This window comes from Streptomyces tanashiensis (genome assembly GCF_014648895.1).
In the GTDB taxonomy this organism is placed as follows: Bacteria; Actinomycetota; Actinomycetes; order Streptomycetales; family Streptomycetaceae; genus Streptomyces; species Streptomyces tanashiensis.
The window spans coordinates 329,193-349,100 of sequence record NZ_BMRZ01000004.1 but is presented as its reverse complement, the minus strand read 5'-3'; the positions used below and the strand labels follow the sequence as shown (position 1 = coordinate 349,100).

Annotated in this window: 15 protein-coding genes; 5 read left to right on the top strand and 10 right to left on the bottom strand. The window is 73.2% G+C overall.

Going from position 1 to position 19,908, the window contains the following annotated elements; all coding sequences use genetic code 11:
- The 7 genes from IE237_RS17280 to IE237_RS17250 all read right to left on the bottom strand — a co-directional run bounded on the left by IE237_RS17280 (position 1) and on the right by IE237_RS17250 (position 5,423).
- On the bottom strand, positions 1 to 636 hold the full coding sequence (locus IE237_RS17280; RefSeq protein ID WP_189802853.1) for a hypothetical protein: 636 nt from the start codon (positions 634 to 636) through the stop codon (positions 1 to 3).
- Complete coding sequence (locus IE237_RS17275; protein ID WP_189802852.1) at positions 633 to 896, bottom strand: hypothetical protein; 264 nt, start codon at positions 894 to 896, stop codon at positions 633 to 635. Before IE237_RS17275 ends, IE237_RS17280 begins: the two co-directional genes overlap by 4 nt.
- Positions 893 to 1,762 (bottom strand): hypothetical protein, encoded by an 870-nt coding sequence (locus IE237_RS17270; protein WP_189802851.1) that lies wholly within the window; start codon positions 1,760 to 1,762, stop codon positions 893 to 895. Before IE237_RS17270 ends, IE237_RS17275 begins: the two co-directional genes overlap by 4 nt.
- Positions 1,759 to 2,517 (bottom strand): hypothetical protein, encoded by a 759-nt coding sequence (locus IE237_RS17265; RefSeq protein WP_189802850.1) that lies wholly within the window; start codon positions 2,515 to 2,517, stop codon positions 1,759 to 1,761. The genes IE237_RS17270 and IE237_RS17265 overlap by 4 nt, the downstream gene beginning before the upstream one ends.
- An 8-nt stretch (positions 2,518 to 2,525) precedes the next feature.
- Positions 2,526 to 3,047, bottom strand: a complete 522-nt coding sequence (locus tag IE237_RS17260; RefSeq protein ID WP_189802849.1) for a phage tail protein — start codon at positions 3,045 to 3,047, stop codon at positions 2,526 to 2,528.
- An 11-nt stretch (positions 3,048 to 3,058) separates the two neighbouring features.
- Positions 3,059 to 4,600 carry a phage tail sheath family protein gene (locus IE237_RS17255; protein WP_189802848.1) on the bottom strand — a complete coding sequence of 514 codons (1,542 nt, stop codon included), beginning with the start codon at positions 4,598 to 4,600 and terminating at the stop codon, positions 3,059 to 3,061.
- 61 nt (positions 4,601 to 4,661) lie between these two features.
- A complete protein-coding gene (locus IE237_RS17250; RefSeq protein WP_189802847.1) occupies positions 4,662 to 5,423 on the bottom strand; it encodes an AfsR/SARP family transcriptional regulator in 762 nt (253 codons plus the stop codon).
- A 509-nt stretch (positions 5,424 to 5,932) separates the two neighbouring features.
- Between IE237_RS17250 and IE237_RS17245 the strand changes: the two genes are divergently transcribed.
- The 3 genes from IE237_RS17245 (at position 5,933) to IE237_RS17235 (ending at position 10,185) form a co-directional block, all read left to right on the top strand.
- Positions 5,933 to 6,766 (top strand): FAD binding domain-containing protein, encoded by an 834-nt coding sequence (locus IE237_RS17245; RefSeq protein ID WP_189802846.1) that lies wholly within the window; start codon positions 5,933 to 5,935, stop codon positions 6,764 to 6,766.
- Positions 6,763 to 9,546 carry a molybdopterin-dependent oxidoreductase gene (locus IE237_RS17240; protein WP_189802845.1) on the top strand — a complete coding sequence of 928 codons (2,784 nt, stop codon included), beginning with the start codon at positions 6,763 to 6,765 and terminating at the stop codon, positions 9,544 to 9,546. The genes IE237_RS17245 and IE237_RS17240 overlap by 4 nt, the downstream gene beginning before the upstream one ends.
- Before the next feature lie 147 nt (positions 9,547 to 9,693).
- Complete coding sequence (locus IE237_RS17235; protein WP_189802844.1) at positions 9,694 to 10,185, top strand: molybdopterin-binding protein; 492 nt, start codon at positions 9,694 to 9,696, stop codon at positions 10,183 to 10,185.
- Here the strand turns inward: IE237_RS17235 and IE237_RS17230 are convergent.
- The 3 genes from IE237_RS17230 to IE237_RS17220 form a co-directional block, all read right to left on the bottom strand.
- Positions 10,160 to 10,384 carry a hypothetical protein gene (locus IE237_RS17230; protein WP_189802843.1) on the bottom strand — a complete coding sequence of 75 codons (225 nt, stop codon included), beginning with the start codon at positions 10,382 to 10,384 and terminating at the stop codon, positions 10,160 to 10,162. The two genes, IE237_RS17235 and IE237_RS17230, sit on opposite strands and share 26 nt — an antisense overlap.
- Positions 10,353 to 15,209 carry a DNA repair ATPase gene (locus tag IE237_RS17225; protein ID WP_189802842.1) on the bottom strand — a complete coding sequence of 1,619 codons (4,857 nt, stop codon included), beginning with the start codon at positions 15,207 to 15,209 and terminating at the stop codon, positions 10,353 to 10,355. Before IE237_RS17225 ends, IE237_RS17230 begins: the two co-directional genes overlap by 32 nt.
- Positions 15,210 to 15,307: 98 nt before the next feature.
- Complete coding sequence (locus IE237_RS17220; protein ID WP_189802841.1) at positions 15,308 to 17,365, bottom strand: flotillin family protein; 2,058 nt, start codon at positions 17,363 to 17,365, stop codon at positions 15,308 to 15,310.
- 262 nt (positions 17,366 to 17,627) lie between these two features.
- On the opposite strand from IE237_RS17220, the gene IE237_RS17215 reads away from it, so the two are divergent.
- Together IE237_RS17215 and IE237_RS17210 are read left to right on the top strand one after the other, a co-directional pair.
- Positions 17,628 to 18,689, top strand: coding sequence for a PucR family transcriptional regulator (locus tag IE237_RS17215; protein WP_189802840.1), 1,062 nt, complete (start codon positions 17,628 to 17,630; stop codon positions 18,687 to 18,689).
- 182 nt (positions 18,690 to 18,871) lie between these two features.
- Complete coding sequence (locus IE237_RS17210; RefSeq protein ID WP_189802839.1) at positions 18,872 to 19,903, top strand: terpene synthase family protein; 1,032 nt, start codon at positions 18,872 to 18,874, stop codon at positions 19,901 to 19,903.
- Positions 19,904 to 19,908: the final 5 nt, after the last annotated feature.

The following is a 19,908-nucleotide window of genomic DNA, read 5'->3' as shown; positions in this document are numbered from 1 at the left end:
TCAGATCACCTCGAGGCCGAGGGCGGACAGGGCGGCCGAGCCCGCGCGGGCGGCCAGGGCCTCCTTGTTGCGCAGGTGGCTCATGAAGAGGGCCCCGCCGCGGTGGGCGAAGCCGAGGTCGTCGACGGAGAGCACGCGCATGGCGAGGGTGACCTTGGCGCGGATCGGGTTGAGGGAGGTGTCGAAGGCCTCCTCGGCGATCGACAGTTCGGTCACGCGGACCGGCAGGACGCGCTGCCTGCTCCAGACGAACAGCGTCAGCGGCGTCTCCATGGGCAGGACCTCCAGCATGCCTCTGGCGGCCAGGGCGTCGTTGTCCACGAGCGTGGTGGCGCGCGGGTTGACCAGGAGTTCCAGGGCGGCGAGCTGGGGATGGATGCCGAACTCGACCGTGGTGGGGTTCTCGGCCGGGAACTCGAGCCGGTCCGTGGCGTCGATCTCCGCCTCCAGGCGCAGCGTCTCGACGGCGACGCCCTTCAGCCGGAGCGCCTGGCCGGCGTCCGCGCCCGCCGCCTGGACGGCGACCGTGCGGGTGAGGGCGTCCGGGTTGTACTGGAGCGCGATGGTGCGCAGGGCGCGACCGGTGGTCACGTCCACCTCGACGAGGCCTCCCTTGACGACGCGGGGCGAGGTCACCGTCCGCCTCCCAGGGCCGTCCAGATCGCGGTCGCGGCCTGCGCCCCGAGCGCGGCGGCGGTGGGCGCGGGCGTACGGGAGAGCCGGGGGCGCACCACGGGCACGGTCCGCCCGGTGAGGGCCGCCGGGTCGGCGCCGGCCGCGAGGGCGCCGAGCGCCCGCTCCAGGCCCGACACCACGGAGCCGGCCTGGGCCGGTGTCAGGCCGCGCAGCACGACCTCGTCGACGACGATCCGCACCCGCGGCGGCCCGGCGCTCATCGCGCGTTCCCGGTGCCGCGGAGGAAGTCGCCGAGGGACAGCGTGCCGGCGCTCGTTCCCGGCCCGCCCCGGTGGCCGCCGTCCGGCTCCGGCCGGGCCGACGCGTGCGGGGCCGGGGGGACCGCGCGGATCTCGACCCTGCCGATGGTGATGGTGACGGCGGGGCCCGGATCGGCGGGCGCGCCGGAGGCCGGGGGCGTGAGCGTACGGGGAGCCGGGCCCGGCGGCGCCGGAGCGGGTCCCGGTACGGGGCGGGCGACCGGCATGCCGAGCGCCTCCGCGGGCCGCGTCGGCCGCGCGGTCTCCTGATCGGGTGCCGGAGGGCGGAGACGCGGTCGGCGCCGGCCGGGCTCCCGCTCGTCGTGCGGGACCGGGGAGGGGCCGCCGTGATCGGCGGAGGGTCGTGCGGCCGGTACGGCGGCCGGGGGCGACACGGTGGCCGCGGGCGGTCCGGGGAGCGGCGTGACGCGCGGTCGTCCGTGCGTCCCGGTGTCCCCCGCCGCGCCGCGGTGTTCCCCGTCGGTGGGGGCCTCCCGGATCACGGCGTCGGGCGCGGGTGCCGGCCGGAGCGGCGCCCCGGGGACGGTGGGCACGACGGGAGGTGGTCCGGGCTGCGGCGCGGGGGCGGCGACGTGCCGTGCGTCGACCGTGGGGCCGTCCGTCCCGGTGGTCCGCCCGGTCGCCGCGCCGTCACGGACGGGCGCGGCCGTGTCCCGTACCTCCTCGGAGGCCCCGTCGTCACCGGGCCCGACGGGCTCCCGGGGCGGCCGTTCGGCGGCGGCGCGCGGGGGCAGGAGCGGTACGGTGGCGGGCCGGTGCCGCCGTCCGGTGGCCCGGGAGGCGAGCCGGTGCAGCAGATCGGTCATGGCAGTTCCCCTGTGACGATGCGGAGATAGCTCGCCCGCCGCCGCTCGCTCAGCGCGAGCACCTCGGTCTCGGACCAGCCGTACGAGCGGGCCAGCGTGTCGACGTCGAGCAGCAGCTGCCGTCCCCGGGAGTCGAGTTCGGCCCAGACGAATGCGGCCACGTCGAAGTCGGCGGTGAACGCGTGCGCGCAGTCGGGACACGTGAGGTCGATCAGGACGTCGGCGAGCGGGTCCGCGGCCGACATCGCCTCGGTCAGCGCCTCGCGCACCGCGTCGGGCAGTGCGACGGCCGCCGGATCCAGGGTCCGCTCCTGATGCCGCAGACCCAGCAGGCAGCGTTCGAGGAGCAGCAGCGCCCCTCGGTGCGGGTCGGCCGCCTCGGGGTGCTCGGCCACCGCCCGGAGGTCCCGGTACGTGAGGCATCGCCAGGCCACTTCGTGGCCTCCGTGCGCCAGCGGCGGCGGAGCGTCGACGATCTTGTCCTCGAGGGCGAGCAGCGCCTCGGTCGTCGCTTGGAACTCCACCGTCCCGCGGCAGGCCGGGCAGCCGACCGTGGCCGCCATCCGTGGACCGGCCAGCGCCTCGCGCAGGCGCAGCAGCAGCGCGGTGACGCGGCCGATGGGACGCTCGGCCGGCGGGACGGAACCGGTGTCCTCGTCGGCGGCGGCGGCCAGGGCGAGGGCGCGCGTGTGCGGTGACGCGTCCCGGTACTCGTCCCACAGCCGCAGCAGCTCTTCCGCCGGCAGTGCGCGCATGTCCCCTCCTACGGCTCGACGAACGAAGGCTCTTGCGGCTCGGCCACGTCCACGTCGCGCTCCCAGCCCTCGTGTTCGAGCTTGAGGGTCTGGATGGCCACGGCGTTGGCGTTGGAGTCGAGTTCGGGGAGGGACTGGAACTCGGAGACCCAGGCGCGGAAGACCTTGTAGGCGAGGACCAGTTGGCCCGCCTCGTTGTACAGCTCGATGATCAGGTCCTTGCGGAAGTCCTTGAGGGAGACCTCCGCGCCGAGCCCGGAGCCGAAGTTCCAGACCTTGTTGGCCCAGCGCTCGAACTCGACGTCGTGGGTGACGCCCCGGGTGAGGGTGATCGCCTCGTACTTGGTGCGGCCCGGTGACTTGCGCGCGGTGGAGGGGTCGGCGCCGTCGCGGTGCTCGACGACCTCGGTGGTGCGCTTGAGGGCGCTCACCTTGCTCACGCCGGCGACGAAGCGGCCGTCCCATTTCACCCGGAACTTGAAGTTCTTGTAGGGATCGAAGCGCTGGGCGTTGACGCTGAACTGTGCCATGGGGTCGGCTCCTAGGCGGAAATCTGGCCGGCGATCTGCTGCAGCCGGAGGACGACGAACTCGGCGGGCTTGAGGGGGGCGAAGCCGACGAGGATGTTGACGACGCCGAGGTTGATGTCGTTCTGGGTGGTGGTCGTCGCGTCGCACTTGACGAAGTACGCCTCGCGCGGGCTCTTGCCCTGGAAGGCGCCCTGCCGGAAGAGGTTGTTGAGGAAGGCTCCGATGTTCAGGCGGAGCTGGGCCCACAGGGGCTCGTCGTTCGGTTCGAAGACCGCCCACTGGATGCCGCGGAACAGGCTCTCCTCGATGAAGAGGGCGGTGCGGCGCACCGGCAGGTACTTCCACTCCGAGGCGTTCCGGTCCGAGCCGTTGCGGGTGCGGGCACCCCAGGTCACGTGCCCCGAACCGGGCGCCAGGCGGAGGCAGTTCACGGCGAGCGGATTGAGCAGACCGATCTCGCCGTCGGTCAGCGGCACGGCCAGTTCGGTGACGGCGGGCAGGGTCGCGTCGAGCCCGGCCGGTGCCTTCCAGACGCCGCGCTCGGCGTCGGTCCTGGCGATCACGCCGGCGATGGCGCCCGACGGCGCGAAGGGCATCACCTGGCCTTCACGGAGCGGATCCGGCTGCCTGACCCGGGGGAAGTAGACGGCGGCGTTCTTGCTGCTGGTGAACGTGGACGCGCCGGTGCCGGCGGCGCTCACGGTCGACCAGGACTGGGGCGGATCGAGCACCACGACGGCTCGCCGGTCCCTGGCGTAGGCGCAGGCGTCGGTGATGACCTGGGCTTCGACGTCACGGTCGCCCAGATCGCCGGTGCCCGAGTAGGGCGGGATGACGAGCAGATTGAACAGGTCGGCGTGCTCCAGGGCGTAGAGGCCCTTCTTGTCACGCCGGAAGTCCGCGCCCGTGGAGATGTTCGCGGCGGCGATCGCCCCGCCGTCGCCTCCTCCGGTGGCGTTGGCCTCCACCGAGGGAGCACCCTGCGCCGTGCTCGGGAGCGACTCCACCCTGACGAACTGCGATTCGGCGGCCAGCACGATGTCCGCCCGGCGGGCGGAACCGGGCGCGAAGGACACGTTGCGGAAGACTTCCTTCGCCTCGGTGGCCGTGTCGATGACGGTCAGGTTGAACAGCGTCGGGTCGCTCGTGCCGTCGTCGTTCAGCCGGATCTTGTCGTCCACGATCGCCTTGAGCTTCGCGCCCCAGGCGCCGGGCGAGGCCGCCTTGAGCGTCAGGCGCTTGTTGCCCGAGCCGAGGACCAGGGTGGCGGTGTCGCCGGCGCCGGCGCTCGCGTGGACCCGTACGACGATGGCCACACCGCCGCCCTGCTGGAAGAAGTCCCGCACGGAGTACCCCAGATGGCTCTCCGACCAGAGGCTGCCGAAGGCGCGCTCGAAGTCGGCGAAGGAGGTCAGCGTCACGGGCCTGTCGACCGGACCACGCAGGGCCCGGCCGATGAAGGCCGTGATCGAGGTGGGGACTCCGGTGATCGTGCGCACACCGCTGGGCAGCTCTTCCACGTACACGCCGGGGTAGGACAATTGCGGCGCCATCTGCTTCCCTCCGCCAGGTCGTCTGTCGGGTATGGCTTATCCCGTGCGTGTCACCACGGCGTCACCGCTCCATCACCGGCCGGCCGCGCGGCGGGACGACCTGTCCCCGGGCCAGCGCCGTCAGTTGGGCGGAGGGCCTCAACCCCAGCTCGGCGTCGAGGAGTCTGCGGAACCACTCGTAGTGGCGCACCGCGTCGACGGCGTTCCCCTCGGAGAGGTGCACGGTGATCACCGCCCTGCTGGCGCTCTCGCGCAGCGGTTCCAGGCGGACGGCCTCGAAGGCGAGCTCCAGGGCTCCCGCGTGGCTGCCGTGCGCGGCCATGAGCCGGGCCGCCGCCTCCAGCGCGTGCAGCCGGAGCTGGCGGGTGTGCTCCTGCTCGAGCAGCACCCACTCGTCGTACCACCCCGGCAGCAGCTCTCCGCCCCGGAGCAGCCAGGCGTAGCCGTCGCCGTCCACCTGCGAGGGGTGGGTGTCGCCGGCGGGCCGCAGTATCCGTCGGACGCGGGTGGTGAACTCCCGGTTGTCCACGACCGTGTCCGGCGCGAGGGAGACGTGCGTCCCGCGGGTGACCACCAGGCCGGGCGCCACGCGGTTCACCCGCCACACGGCGGTCCGCAGGCGGGCCTGCGACTTCTCCTCGGGCGTCTCGGGCCACAGCGCGGCCGCGGCCACCGACCGGCCGGCGCCGACCCGCAGCGCGAGGTAGGCGACGAGCCGCTGCCCGCTCGGCGGCACGGCGACGGCGCAGCCGGCGCGGCGCACGGCGAACCCGTCGAGAAGCAGGATGGTGAAGGGGGAGGCGGCGGCGCTCGGTACGGACATGGTGATCCTCACACAGAGTGACAGTCGAGCGATTCCATCGCAGACCGTAGCCGAGAGCCGGTGGGGCCGTCCGTCCCCGGGCGACCCGGTGATCGCCTCCCGTCCGAGCCGTACAGGGCCTCACACCCCGACCGGATGTCCGAAATCTGCCGGTCCGGTGTCGACGTACCGGGTGAAGGCCTTCGGAGGGGCCAGGTTGACGACGGGAGCGGCATCCGGGCACGGCCGGCGCGCTCGGCCGGAGCGGCATCCGGGCACGGCCGGTGCGCTCGACCGGAGCGGCCCCGAGAGGGCCAGACGCCGTAGAGGCCGCCCCCTCTCACATCCGACAGGTGCGTACGAGTCGACACCTCGTAGATGCCATGGGCACCCCCGGAAGAGCCTCCTGGTCGATCCTCCAGTCCCCCGACCTGCGGGGCGAGTGATTTCCGGCGTCCGCACCAGTCGTCTCCCCTCCCTCCCCCGGGCTTCACTGGCGGAAACGCGGTGACCGGAAGGCGTGGGGAGACATGGACCTGAACACGGTGACGGACGTTCGGGACGGGCGGCTGCACGAGCCGTGGCGTCCCGGCGACGCGTGGCTCGGCGGGGGCACGTACCTGTTCTCCGAACCGCAGCCGCACCTGCGCCGGCTGATCGATCTGAGCCGGATGGGCTGGGAGCCGCTCACGCGCCACGCCGACGGCTCCCTGGAGATCGCCGCGACCTGCACGGTCGCCCGGCTGTCACGGCACGGCCGGACCCTTGACGCTCCGGCGGCGCCGTTGTTCGAGCAGTGCTGCCGGGCCTTCCTCGCCTCCTTCAAGATCTGGAACATGGCGACCGTCGGCGGGAACCTGTGCAACGGGCTACCCGCCGGGCCGCTCATCTCGCTCACCGCCGCCCTCGACGGCACGTGTCTGCTCCGGGCGCAGGACGGCTCGTCGCGCCGCGTGAAGGTGGTCGACTTCGTCACGGGTGCCGGACGCAAGGACCTCGCCGAGGGCGAACTGCTGCGCTCGGTCACCCTGCCGGCGCGCGCCCTGGGCTGCCGCACCGCCTTCCGGCAGGCCTCGCTGTACGGGCTCGGCCGCTCCGGCGCCCTGGTGATCGGGACGCTCGATCCGGTCGACGGCTCGATGGCGGTGACGATCAGCGCGGCGACGGTACGGCCCTTCCGGTTCTGGTTCCCGCTGCCGCCCACGCGCGAGGGGCTCCGGGCGGCGATCGCCGGCACGGTCCGGGACGACGACTGGTTCGACGACATCCACGGACTGCCCGAGTGGCGGCGGCACATGGGGTTCCGACTCGCCGAGGAAGTCCGCCGCGAACTGATCCGTACCGTCGAGGAGGACGCCCGATGAGCTTCCACATCCGTGTCAACGACCGCCCCTTCGCCGAGGAGCCGCGCGCCGGCCAGTGTCTGCGCACCTATCTGCGCGAGCGCGGCTGGTTCGGCGTGAAGAAGGGCTGTGACGCCGGGGACTGCGGCGCCTGCACCGTCCATGTCGACGGGGAGCCGGTCCACAGCTGCCTGTACCCGGCGGTGCGGGCCGAGGGGCGGGCCGTCACGACCGTCGAGGGGCTCGGCTCTCCGGACGGCGAACTCCACCCGGTGCAGCAGAGGTTCCTGGACGCCCAGGGCTACCAGTGCGGCTTCTGCACGGCCGGATTCCTCATGACGACCGCCGCCCTCGAAGCCGAGCGGGGCTGCGCCCACGACGACGGGAAGCTCGACGACCTGCCCCGCGCGTTCAAGGGCAACATCTGCCGCTGCACCGGCTATCGGGCCGTGGAGGACGCCGTGCGCGGTGTGAAGCACACCGAACGCCCCTGCGCGGGAGAGGCGGTCGGGCGGAACCTGGGCGCGCCGGCCGGGCCCGAGGTCGTCACGGGGCGGGCCCGCTACACCTTCGACATCGAGGTCCCGGGCCTGCTGCACATGAAGCTGCTGCGCTCCCCGCACCCGCACGCCCGGATCGTCGCGATCGACACCGCCGCCGCCCTCCGTGTACCCGGGGTCCACGCCGTCCTCACCCACGAGGACGCGCCCGCGACCCTGTACTCCAGCGCCCGCCACGAGCACCCCACGGAGGACCCGGACGACACCCGTGTCCTGGACGACGTCGTCCGGTACGTCGGGCAGCGGGTCGCCGCCGTCGTCGCCGACAGCGAGCAGGCCGCCGAGGAGGGGTGCCGCCGGATCGAGGTGACGTACGAGCGACTCCCGCACGTCACCGACCCGGAGGCCGCGATGCGTCCGGGAGCGCCGCGGCTGCACGGCGACAAGGGTCCCGAGGCACGGATCGCCCGCGCGGAGAACAACGTGGCCGGCGAGGTGCACGGCGAGATCGGCGACGTCGAGCGGGGCTTCGCCGAGGCGGACGTCGTGTACGAGGAGACCTTCCGCACCCAGCGCGTGCAGCACGCCAGCCTGGAGACGCACGGCTGCGTCGCGTACTTCGAGCCCAAGGAGGACGGGCCGGGCGAGCGGCTGACCGTCCGCTCCTCCACGCAGACCCCGTTCCTGACCCGGCGCGCCCTGTGCGCGCTGTACGGTCTGCCGGAGGACGAGGTGCGGGTGGTCGCGGGCCGGGTGGGCGGCGGCTTCGGCGGCAAGCAGGAGATGCTCACCGAGGACGTCGTGACGCTCGCGGCGCTGAAGCTGCGGCGGCCGGTGAAGCTGGAGTACACCCGCGCCGAGCAGTTCTACGGGGCCACCACCCGGCACCCCTTCACGATCGGCGTCAAGGTCGGGGCCCGTGCCGACGGGACCCTGACAGCCGTGCGGATGCGGGTCGTCTCCAACACCGGCGCGTACGGCAACCACGGGCCGGCCGTGATGTTCCACAGCGTCGGCGAGTCCTTCGCCGTCTACCGCGCCCCGCACAAGAAGGTCGACGCCTGGTCCGTCTACACGAACGCGGTCCCGGCCGGCGCCTTCCGCGGCTATGGCCTGGGGCAGGTGACCTTCGCCGTCGAGTCCGTCATGGACGAACTGGCCCGCCGCCTCGGGATGGACCCGCTGGCCTTCCGCGAGAAGAACATCATCGGGCCGGGCGAGGCCATGCACAGCCCGATCGGCGAGGAGGAGGACCTCCACATCGCCTCCTACGGGCTCGACCAGTGCCTCTCCGTGGTGCGCCGGGCGCTCGCCGAGGACCGCAGCGCAGAGGAGGTCCCGGAGGGCTGGCTCGTCGGCCAGGGCACCGCGATGGCGATGATCGCCACCGGGCCGCCCGGCGGCCACTACGCCGACGCGCGGGTCTCCCTCCTCTCCGACGGCACGTACGACATCGCCGTCGGCACCGCAGAGTTCGGCAACGGCACCACCACCGTCCACCAGCAGATCACCGCGGGCGTCCTGAACACCACCGCGGACCGCCTCACGGTCCGGCAGTCCGACACCGACGTGGTGCGCCATGACACCGGGGCCTTCGGCTCGGCCGGAACCGTCGTCGCCGGCAAGGCCGTCCTCCTCGCCGCGCAGTCGCTCGCGGAGCGCCTGCGCACGCTCGCCGCCCGGCACTCCGGCGTCGCCCGGCACCTGTGCGTGCTCGGCGCCGAGGCCGTCGACTGCGCCGGCCGTACGGTGACGCTCAAGGAGCTGTACGAGGCGGGGCACGCGCTCGGCGCGGCGGAGGAGCTTGCGGCGGACGGGCACTGGGGCGGCTCGCCGCGATCGGTGGCCTTCAACGCCCAGTGGTTCCGGCTCGCCGTCGACCCGGACACCGGGGAGATCCGGATCCTGCGGAGCGTGCACGCCGCGGACGCCGGCAAGGTCATGAACCCGATGCAGTGCCGCGGCCAGGTGGAGGGCGGGGTCGCCCAGGCGCTCGGCGCCACCCTCTTCGAGAACGTGCGGATCGACGAGCGGGGCGAGGTCACCACGGCCGCGTTCCGCCGCTACCGGCTCCCGCAGTACGCCGACGTGCCCCGCACGGAGGTCCACTTCACCGAGACGTCCGACGCCATCGGGCCGCTCGGCGCCAAGTCCATGAGCGAGAGCCCGTTCAACCCGGTCGCCCCCGCGTTCACCAACGCCCTGCGCGACGCGACGGGCATCCGCTTCACCGAACTGCCCGTCACCCGGGACCGGGTGTGGAGGGCGCTCGACCGCCGGGCGCGGGGCCTTGGTGAATGAACCTGGCGGATGCGTCCGGGTGTCTCGTAGCAAGCTCACAATTGCACGGAGAAAAGGCCGATGTGATGGGCAATCACGGTTCCCGCCCCGCGTGGTCGGGTATCACTGGGCGCAGTCGCCGGACCGCTCGCCCGAGGGAGATTGACGATGAGTCGCCGCACCGGAGCCTTCGCCATCTGGGGAGACGTGGCCCTCCCGGCCACGCTCACCGTCGCGGACCTGCGCAGGGACTGGATCCAGCGCCGGACCGAGGTCGTCTTCGACTGTGCGACGGACGGTCCGCAGGAGCACACCTTCGAGGGCCCGCTCCTGCGGGATGTCGTGGCGGCGGCGCGGCCGGGCTTCGACCCGGCGCGGCGCAAGGAGCGGTCCCGGTTCCTGCTCGCGGTCAGCGGCGGCGACGGGCATCACGCGCTGCTGTCCTGGGCGGAGATCGACTCCGACTTCGGTGCCGCCCCCGTGCTCCTCGCGACCCGGATGGACGAGGAGTGGCTGGACACTCCGGGCACGCAGCTCGTCGTCCCCTCCGACCGCTGCGGCGCCCGGTACGTCAGCGCCGTCACCGGCATCTGGATCGGTGCCTTCCGGGCACCGCGCGCCCCGGAGGCGGGCGTCACTCGCGTATCCGGTAGAGCCTGATGTCCCGGTTGACGAACAGGTGGACGTAGCCGCACGTCCAGCAGATGAGCCCGGTCGCCGACTCGTTCGCCCACGCCATGTTGAAGAACTCCATCCCCGTGCTGTTCAGCTTCACCTCCCGCTCGCGGAAGGTGTCGTTGTCGCACACCTGGCAGCGGATCGGCTTCTCACCGATCGCCGCGTGGACCGGCTTGGCCATGCTGGTTCTCGCTCTCTCCGCCGGTTCCGGCGGGGTTGGGGGAGGGGTGGCGCGCTTCGGTCGCGCGGGTGATCGCCGTCTCGACGGCCGTGACGCGTTCGGCCAGCAGGACGAGGGCGTCGACCGCCCGGACCAGGGGGTCGCCCTCGGAACCCCCTGGTGAGAGGGCGCGCGATCGGGCGGCGGTCAGCTCCGTCCGGCGCGCGGCCTGTTCCGGCGTGAGCGTACCGCGCAGGGCGGCGAGCCCCAGAAGGTTGGCCTCGGCCTCGGTCGTGAGCGTCTGGGCCTCGGCGGTGTAGTGGTCGTCGAGCAGGGCCGCGAGTTCGGCGTCGTCCATGACGGGCGAGATGCGGGCCGTGATCTTGTTCATCGTCCGGTACGACCCCTGGAGCCGGAACGGCGGTTCGGTCCGGGCCTCGTCGGCGGTGGCGGCGGAGGCGATGTAGGCCTCGTTGACGGCGAGGACCGTCTCGCGGGCGGTGAGGAGGTGCCGGAGGACGGCGAGGACCTGGTCGAGTCCGGCCGGGTCGTAGGGGTGGGTGAGCCGGTCGCGGCGCGCCGCCGGGTCCCCGGCCGCGAGGCGGGTCAGCAGCTCCAGGTCGGCGCGGTCGCGGCCGGCGAGCGGGGCGAGGACGGGGTGGGAGGTGAGGGCGTTCTCGACGAAGCTGAACGCGAAGGCCTCCTCCTTGCCGGTCAGGACGTCTCCGAGGTTCCACACGTCGGCCCGGTCGGCGAGCATGTCCGGGACGCGGAAGGCCCGCCCCGACTCGGTGTACGGGTTGCCGGCCATGCAGACGGCGAAGCGCTTGCCGCGCAGGTCGTGCCCGTTCAGGGACCGCGTGGCGTCGCAGAGGGGGATGAACCTCTGCAGGAACTCCGGCGAGGTGTGCTGGATGTCGTCCACGTACAGCAGCACGTTGTTGGCGGCGGCGAGGGCGAAGGCGATCTTCTCCAGCTCCCGGCGTGCGGTGGCGTCGGGCGCCGCGGCGGGTTCGAGAGAGGTCGTCCGCCGGCCGAGGGCGGGGCCGTCGACCTTGACGAGGAGCAGGCCGAGGCGTTCGGCGACGTACTCGATCAGGGTGGTCTTGCCGTAGCCGGGCGGGGAGAGGAGCAGCAGCAGCCCGTGGGAGTCGGTGCGCTTGGCGGCTCCGGCCGCGCCGAGCTGCTTGGCGAGGTTGTCGCCGACGAGCGGGAGGTAGACCTCGTCGACGAGCCGGTTGCGGACGAACGAGGACATGACGCGGGGGCGGTACTCGTCCACGCGGAGCCGGGCGCGCTCGGCCGCGAGGAGTTCCGTCCGCCGCCGCTGGTAGGCGCGGAAGGCGGGCACGTCGGCGGCGGCGAACTCCGTGGTCCTGGCCAGGAACTCGTCGAGGCGCAGCTCCAGTGACCGGGCTCGCACCCTGGGGTGGCCGCCCAGGAGTCCGGTGACGGTCGTGGTGGTCGGGGCGGCGATCTCGTAGCGGTCGAGCCCGGGGCACAGTTCGAAGGCGACGGCCTCGGCGAGCACGCCCGCGTCGTGTCGCTCCCCGGACACCGCCGCGTACGAGGTGAGCCAGGCCTCGACGAGCTGACGGCGTGCGGCCGGTTCGGTGACGGCGGCGAGGGCGTCGTCGTAGGCGGAGGAGCCGACGGTGCGGCGGAACTTGTCGAGGAGCGTGCGTGCCTCGTCGGAGACGGCGAAGCCCGGCGGACCGGAGGCCAGTTCGGCGATCAGGTACGCGGCCGCCGCCGGGTCGCCGAGCTCCTCGGTCAGCTCCTTCCTCAGCCCGTCGAGGGCCGCGTCGGTGCCGAAGAGCTCGCGGGCCCGGGTCAGCCCGACCGCGCGGTGGGTCCACTGCTCGCGGGCTTCGGCGGTGGTGGAGTGGGCCCAGAAGATCTGGGCGGCGGCGCGCGCCGCCCCGGGGTGACCGAGCGGTCCCGCGCCCTCGCTCAGCGCGAGTACGGATGCCAGGATCAGTGCGGCGTCGTGGTCGTGGACGCCGCGCTCGTAGCCCTCGTCGTGGGCGGTCTCCGCCGCCCGCCGGGCGAGCGCGCCGAGGTCCGCTCCGGCCAGTCCGTCCGTACCGTGCTCGGCCAGGAGGCGTGCGGCCAGGTGTTCGGACCGGTAGACCTCCGGGGACTCGGAGGGCAGCGTCCGCCCCCAGTGGGGGCGGGTCGCGGTGAAGTCCGGGTCGGTGACGGGTGCGCGGTAGTCGGTTCCGGTGAGGGCGAGCGCGAGGGTGTCCTCGTGCGGTACGAGGGTGAGCTCGGGGGCCTGCCGGGTGACGGCGAAGCGGTGGCGGCCGAGCCGGATCGTGTCGCCGCCGTCGGAGAACAGCTCGGTGCGGTCCCGCAGCGCCCGCCCGGCCTCCTGCCGGGCGGCGCCGAGGCGGCTCTCCAGCTCCTCCGCCCTGACCTGGTCGCCGAGTTCCCGCAGCTCGGCGGCGGTGCGCCGGATCCTGGCCACCATGGGGTCGGAGGCGAACCAGGTGTGCACCTCGTCCAGGTCGGTCAGGCTCGCGGTACGCCGGGCGACGGCTTCCAGGACCCGGCCGGCCGACGCGGCGAGCCGCTCGGCGCGGCGGGCGCGGTCGTCCTGGAGGGTCTGCCTGCGTGCGGTGAGGGCGTCGTGGATCTCGGTGCGCCGCTCGGCGACGGCGGCGAGGAAGCCGTCGTGTTCGGCGAAGCGGGACTCCAGGTTCTCCAGTTGGAGCAGGAGCCGGCCGAGCTGCTCGTCGCAGCCTTCGGGGGTGTCGGCCGCGGCCAGCGCGCCCGTGACGGCCTGGCCGAGCAGGGCGAGCTCGGCGGCGAACTCCGCCCGGCCCTCCTCGTCGAGGAGTTCGGCGCGACGGGCGGCGAGGAGGGCCCGGGCGCGGTTGAGGGCGCCGAGGACGTCGGCGATCCGCGCCAGGATCGAGGCGCGGACGGTCGCGTCGCCGATGTCGAGGCCGGCGATGACCTCGCTGAGCGTGCGCAGTTCGTGGACGGCCGCGTCGAGCCGTTCGCCGGCCGGGCCCGTCGCGGCGACGGTGGCGAGCGCCCCGGCCTCCACGGCGAGCCGTTCCGCCTCGGCGTGGTGGGCGGTGAAGGCGTCCTCGCCCCGGAGGAACGCGACGGCCCGCCGGGCGGCCGAGACGATGTCGGCCTCGACGTCGGCGGCGAGGGTGTCGATGCCGTCCGTGTCCGCGTACCGCAGGTCCCTCAGGGTCACCAGGTGTCCCTGTGCCCGGCGGAGTTCGCCGATGCGGGAGATCCACTCCCCGGCCGTGGCGGGTGCCTCGCCCCGGATGCGCCGGACGAGGCGGCTGATCTCCTGCGCGGACTCGGCGAGGGCCTCGGCGGCCCGCCGGGTGAGCGCCGTCACGGTCCGGAGCTCGTCGAGGACCTGCTCGGCGGTGGCCCGCAGCGCGGTCAGCGGTGCCGCCAGGTCGCCGGCCTCCGGGTCTCCCAGCCAGTGGTGGGCGTCGGCGGCGCGCACGCAGGCGGCGGCGAGGGCCTCGTACACCTCTCCGGCCGGTGCCGGCTCGGTGGCCTGCCGTGCGATGGAGAGGCAGTCGGCGATCCCCCGGACGAGATCCGCGTTGCCGACGCGGGTCAGGGGGCTGTCCCCCGCGGGGCGGACGTGGGTGTCGGAGACGTACGGTGTGCTCCAGATCTGCACCGGATGGACCCGGCCGGGCTCGCCGGACCCGTCGCGGAGCACGGCCATCGTCCCGTCGTCGAGCAGGGCGTACCCGCGGCAGACGACCGGGTTCGTGATCTCCTTGCCGATCACGTCGTACGGGAGGAGCAGGGTCCGGCCCTCCGCCGGTGCGCGGAAGACGTGGAGGAGGTGCTCCCCGTCGGGCGAGCGGACCACCCGGTCGAAGGCCAGTCCCGCCGTGTCGGTGCCGAAGGTCTTCACGGTGCCGGAGGCGAGGCAGTAGCCGCCGGGGAACACGATCCCCTCGTCCTCGGGCAGCCGCAGACACGCCTGTCCGATGCCGTCGAGCCTGACGACGGCACCGGTCAGCGTGTTGAGGACGAGGTGGCGGCGGACCTCCTCCTTGTACGGGCGGACGCGCACCAGGACGAGGGCGCCGACGACCGCGTACGCCACCTCGGCGTCGGCGAGGGACTGCAGCGGCTCGTCGACGGGCTCCCTGTGGATGCCCCCGGCGGTGTCGGTGTCGTCGTCCGTCCTCAGCGTCAGCGACCCGCCGACGGTGGAGACGAACAGGTGCCCGCCGAGCGAGATGTGCGGGTGGCGGCCCGGCACGTGGTCGTCGCGGGTCGTCTCCACCCAGTCGACGTCGTCGGAGGGCGGCAGGACGTGGTCGCGCTCGCCCCGGGCGTCGAGGAACCGCGTCTCGCCGGAAGGTCCGACGGACCAGCGGAGGACCCGGAGGTCGTCGCCCTGCTCCCCCGTGCGGAAGACGGCGAGGATCCGGTTCTCCACCCTCCGCAGCCGGAGCAGCCGCGCGTCCCGGTAGTAGCGGTGCAGCGCGGAGAACTCCCTGAGGAAGTCGGGGTCGTCGAGCAGTCCTGGCACCGTCCGCGCGGGCAGCGCGTTCAGGTCGCGGTCGTAGAGGGCGAGGACGTCGGCGACCGGCACCTCCTCGGTCCCCGTGCCGGACGGCCGGGAGCCGAGGAGCAGCAGGTCACCGACGGCGACGAGGTCCTGGGGGACGCAGGCGCGCCCGGTGGTGATGCGGCGCGTGCCGGCGAGGGCGAGCTCGCCGGATCCGAAGGCGGCGATCCGGGCCTCGTTGAGGGCGCCGGCGCGCCGGGCGAGTTCGGCGGACTGCGCGGTCAGCCGGTCGCGCAGCACCGTGTACGTGTCCTGGTCGATTCCGGCACCCATCTCGTCCCGTTCCTTGTACCGTGGTGACTACGGGTCCGGTGCCGCCAACTCCCCCGTTTGCCGGCACCGGACCCTCTGCGACCGCTCCCCCGGGGCGGTCAGCCCTTGGTCGCACCGTTCAGCGCCGCCGTCTCGGCCGGGGCCGCCGCGGCCGGGCCGGGGACGTGCGCGTCGAGCACACCGGACTTCATGACCTTCGCGAGGAGCGCGGAGACGCTGAGGTTCTGCACGTCGGACGTGGACAGCGAGCCCAGCACCTGGGTCAGGTCCTCGGTGAAGGACGCCGAGCCGTTCAGCCACGGGCCGGCCAGCCCCCGCGCGGTCGCGGAGTGGTCCATGAACCCGTCGACCGACCTGCCGAGCGCGATCGACTCCACCAGGCGGTCGAGGAAGACCGACTCCCCGCCGACGATGCTGATGTCGGCGTGCTCCAGACCGGTCGCGAGGACGGTGGCCTGCGCCTCGGCGACCTGCCGCTGGACATCGAGCCCCGCGAGCCGGATCTCCTTCTCGGCCGCCAGGCGCAGCCGGTACTCCTCGTGGGTGCGCGAGGCCTCGTCCAGCGCGGCCATCGCGGCCGCCTTCTCGGTCAGGCCCGCGGCCTCGGCCTTGAGCTTCTCGCCGATGGCCGTGGCCTCGGCGAGCGCCTTCTCCCGGGTGCCCGCCGCTTCGGCCAGCGCCTTCTCGCGGGCTCCGGCCGCCTCCGCGCGCAGCCGTGCCTCGGTGGCCTCCGCCTCGGCGCGGCCGGCCTTCTCGATGACGTCGGCCTCCATGTCCCGCACGCGCACCGCGGCGAGGCCCTCGGCGGCGGCCTCGGCCTGGACGCCCTCGGCGAGGCGGATCTTGGCACGGGCGTCCATGTCGGCCGCCCTGTTCCGGGCCTCGGCCAGGGTGAGCTGCTCCGCCGCCCGGTGGACGGCGGCCTGCTCGGCCGCCTCCGCCGCCTTGATGTCCTTGACCAGCCGCTCCTGCGCCTCGGCCTCGGCGGCGATGACGACGGCCTGCCGGGTCCGCTCGGCCTCCTCGACCGCACGGAGCCGCTTGATGGACTCCTCCTGCTCGGCGACCGTACGGTCCACGGCGACCCGCTCCCGGATCACCTCGGCGATCTCCCGGCGCTCCGCCTCGACCTCCTTGTCGGCCGCGATGCGGGTGAGTTCGGTCTCCCGGTCCCGGGCGATGACCTCCAGGAGGCGGTCCTTCTCGATGCGCTCGTTCTCCACGGCGATGACCCGCTCGCGGTTCTTCTGCGCGACGGCCACCTCGCGGGCCTGGTTCTCGCGCTGGACGCCGAGCTGCTCCTCGGTCCTGAGGAAGGCGCTCTGCGCCCGCAGCCGCTCCTCCTCCACGACGCGCGCGGTCTCCGCCTCCTCGCGGGCCCGCGCGGTGTCGATCTCCCGCCGCTGCCTGATCTCCGCGTCGGCCTGACGCCGCTCCAGTTCCAGGATGGCCTCGCGGGCGTCGACGTTCTGCCGGGTGATCTCCTTCTGCTCGTTCTGCCGGTACTCGTTGGTCCGGATGTTCTCCACGGCCGTCAGCTCGGTGATCTTGCGGATGCCCTGGGCGTCGAGGATGTTGCCGGGGTCGAGCTGGCTCAGCGGCGTCTGCTCGACGTGGTCGATGGCGGCGTCCTCCAGGTGGTAGCCGTTGAGGTCGATGCCGATGAGCTCGATGATCCGGAACCGCAGTTCCTCGCGCTTGGTGTAGAGGTCGGTGAAGTCGAGCTGCTTGCCGACGGTCTTGACGGCCTCGGAGAACTTCGCGTGGAACAGCTCCTCCAGGGTGTCCGTGTGGCTGGCCCGGGCGGTGCCGATGGCCTGCGCGACCTTGATGACGTCCTCGACGGTCTTGTTGACCCGTACGAAGAACGAGATCCGGATGTCCGCGCGGATGTTGTCCCGGCAGATCAGCCCGTCCCGTCCCATCCGGGAGATCTCGAAGGTCTTCACCGAGATGTCCATGACCTCGGCCTTGTGCAGGACGGGCAGGACGATCTGCCCTGTGAAGGTGACGTCCACCGTGCGCGCCTTGGAGACGATCAGTGCCTTGCCCTGCTCCACCTTGCGGAACAGCCGGCCGACGACGAGGAGCACGGCGACGGCGACGAGGAGGACGACGGCGACCAGCACGCCGATGCCTCCGGTGATGGCGTCCATGAGAATCCCCCCGTGTCCATGTGTCGTGGCGTCGCGGGAAGGGGCGGGTGCCGCTCGTGGTTTCCGGCTCCCGGCATCGGGTCCGCGCCCGTGCCCTCCCGTGGGGCCATCCTGAAGCGTGATCACCTTCGGGGCACTGCCGTGGTCCGGCAGTCTTCGACGACTTCTCGATGCCGGTGGCAGACCTCCGCGACCCGCATGCCACTCTTGATCACCGCGCGTGGGGAACGTGTGGGGGACGTGTCGGGAACGGGGAGGGACCGTGACGGTGAGGGAGCCGGCGGAGGAGTACCTGGAGGGGTACGCCGAGATCCTGGCGGCCGTGTGCGCCACCCGGCGCAGGCTCACCCGGGAGGAACGCGAAGCCCTGGGCTCGCTCGGGGAGCGGGCGGCGGAGGCCGGAATCGGACTGCGGGCCGGGGTCCGGGCCCACCTCGCGGCCGCCCAGCGGGTGCGCCCCGGCCTGCCGCCGGCGGTCGCCGACCACCTCCTGAGCGCTGTCGAGCAGGCCGTGGACGCCTTCGCCGAGGGCCACGAGCGGGCCCAGCATCTGGCGATACGCCAGGAGGAGGCGGCGCGGCGGGAGTTCATCGAGGATCTGCTCTACGGCCGGAGCGACCTCGGCCGCCTCGCGGAGCGGGCCGAACGCTTCGGGCTGCTCCTGTCCCACGCCCACGCCGTGGCCGTGGCCCAGGGCCCGGAACCGTACGGCGACGGCCACCCGGTCTTCCGTACCGTCGAATCCTCGCTCGTCGCCCGCTTCGGCAACCGCCGGATCCTGCTCACCACCAAGGACGGACGGCTGATCTGCGTCGCCCCGGCCGACGAGCCCGAGGTGATCACCCACTTCTCCAAGCAGGCGTACGCGGCGACCGACGGCGGCCGGGTCGCCCTCGGCCGCGCGCACCCCGGCGCGGGCGGCGTCGTCCACTCGTACGAGGAGGCCCTCAACGCCCTGGACCTCGCGGACCGCATGAACCTGGACGAACCGGTCCTGCGCGCCGCCGACCTCCTCGTCTACCCCGTCCTCGCCCGCGACCGGCAGGCCATGGCCGACCTCGTGCGCACGGTGCTCGGCCCGCTCCGGGAGGCCCGGGGCGGCGCGAAGCCCCTGCTGGACACGCTCACGGCGTACTTCGACACCGGCTGCGTCACCGCCCAGGCGGCCCGCGCCCTCAGCCTCAGCGTGCGGGCGATGACGTACCGCCTCGACCGCATCCACCGGCTGACCGGCGCGGACCCCGGCGATCCCGTCCAGCGCTACACCCTCCAGACGGCCGTCATCGGCGCCCGCCTCCTGGACTGGCCGGACCAGCCCCTGTAGACCGCCTCAGCGGCCCCAGAAGGATCGTTCCTTTACGCACGTGATCCCGAACTGATCGTCAAGCATGGAGAGTTGTCGGTTTCCGGCCGTCCGTGGCGGGCAGGTTTGGAGAGCCGCAGGACGGGCAACGCCTGCCTCGCGGCGCACCGGTGCGGGTCGAGGACAGAAGGAGGCCGGTCCCCATGACAGTACGTACCGTCGAAGCCCCCCTGCTGTGGATGCCCTACGCGCTGCGGGTGAATCCGCATCTGCCGGACCTGCACGAGGAGAGCGAGTCCTGGGCGCGCGCGATGGGCATGCTGGACGGCCACCCGGGGCCGTCGGCCCAGCCCGCCATCTGGAGCCGCTCGAAGTTCCACGCCATGACCGTCGACCAGCTGACCGCATGGACCCTCCCCGACGCCTCGCTCGCCGGCCTCCGGCTCAACCACCGGTTCAATGTCTGGGCCCTGGCCTGGGACGACTACTTCGCCACCGCCTTCAAGCAGACCGGCGATCTCCCCGGGGCACGGACCTTCACCACCCGGCTGCACGCCTTCCTGCGGCCCGAGCGCGGCGCCCGCATGCCCGAGCCGACGAACGCCGTCGAGCGCGGGATCGCCGATCTCCAGCGGCAGCTCTTCCCGCCGCGGCTCGCGCACTGGCGGGTGGAGTTCAACCGGGCCCTGGCGCGCTACATCGACGCGGGAGTCGAGGAACTGGCCAACAGCCGCAGCGGCCGCATTCCCCATCTGATCGACTACGCCCCGTTCCGGCGGGAGAGCTTCGCCGCCTATACGGCCCCCTACTCCGTCGAACTGGCCACCGGCGCACGGATACCCGAGCGGATACGGCACAGCCGGACCGTCCGCGCCCTGCTCGACGCCTTCATGGATTTCATGGGACTGGCGAACGACATCGCCTCCTACGAGAGGGAGGTGCACGAGGAGAAGGACGTCAACAATCTGGTTCTCGTCGTCGCGACGTCCCTGGGCATCTCCCTCCACGACGCCGTACCCGCCGCCCTGCACCTGGTGAACGCCCGGCTGCGGGACTTCGAGCACCTCCGGCGGGACGAACTGCCGCCCCTCGTCCGGCGGGCCGGCCTCGACCGCGACGAGCGGGACGAGCTGGAGACCTGGCTCCGGGGGGCCTGCGGCTTCCTCTCCGGCCTCCACGCCTGGTACACCGGGGCGCCCCGCTACGCCTCCTCCGACGGATCGTTCACGGAGTGAGCGCG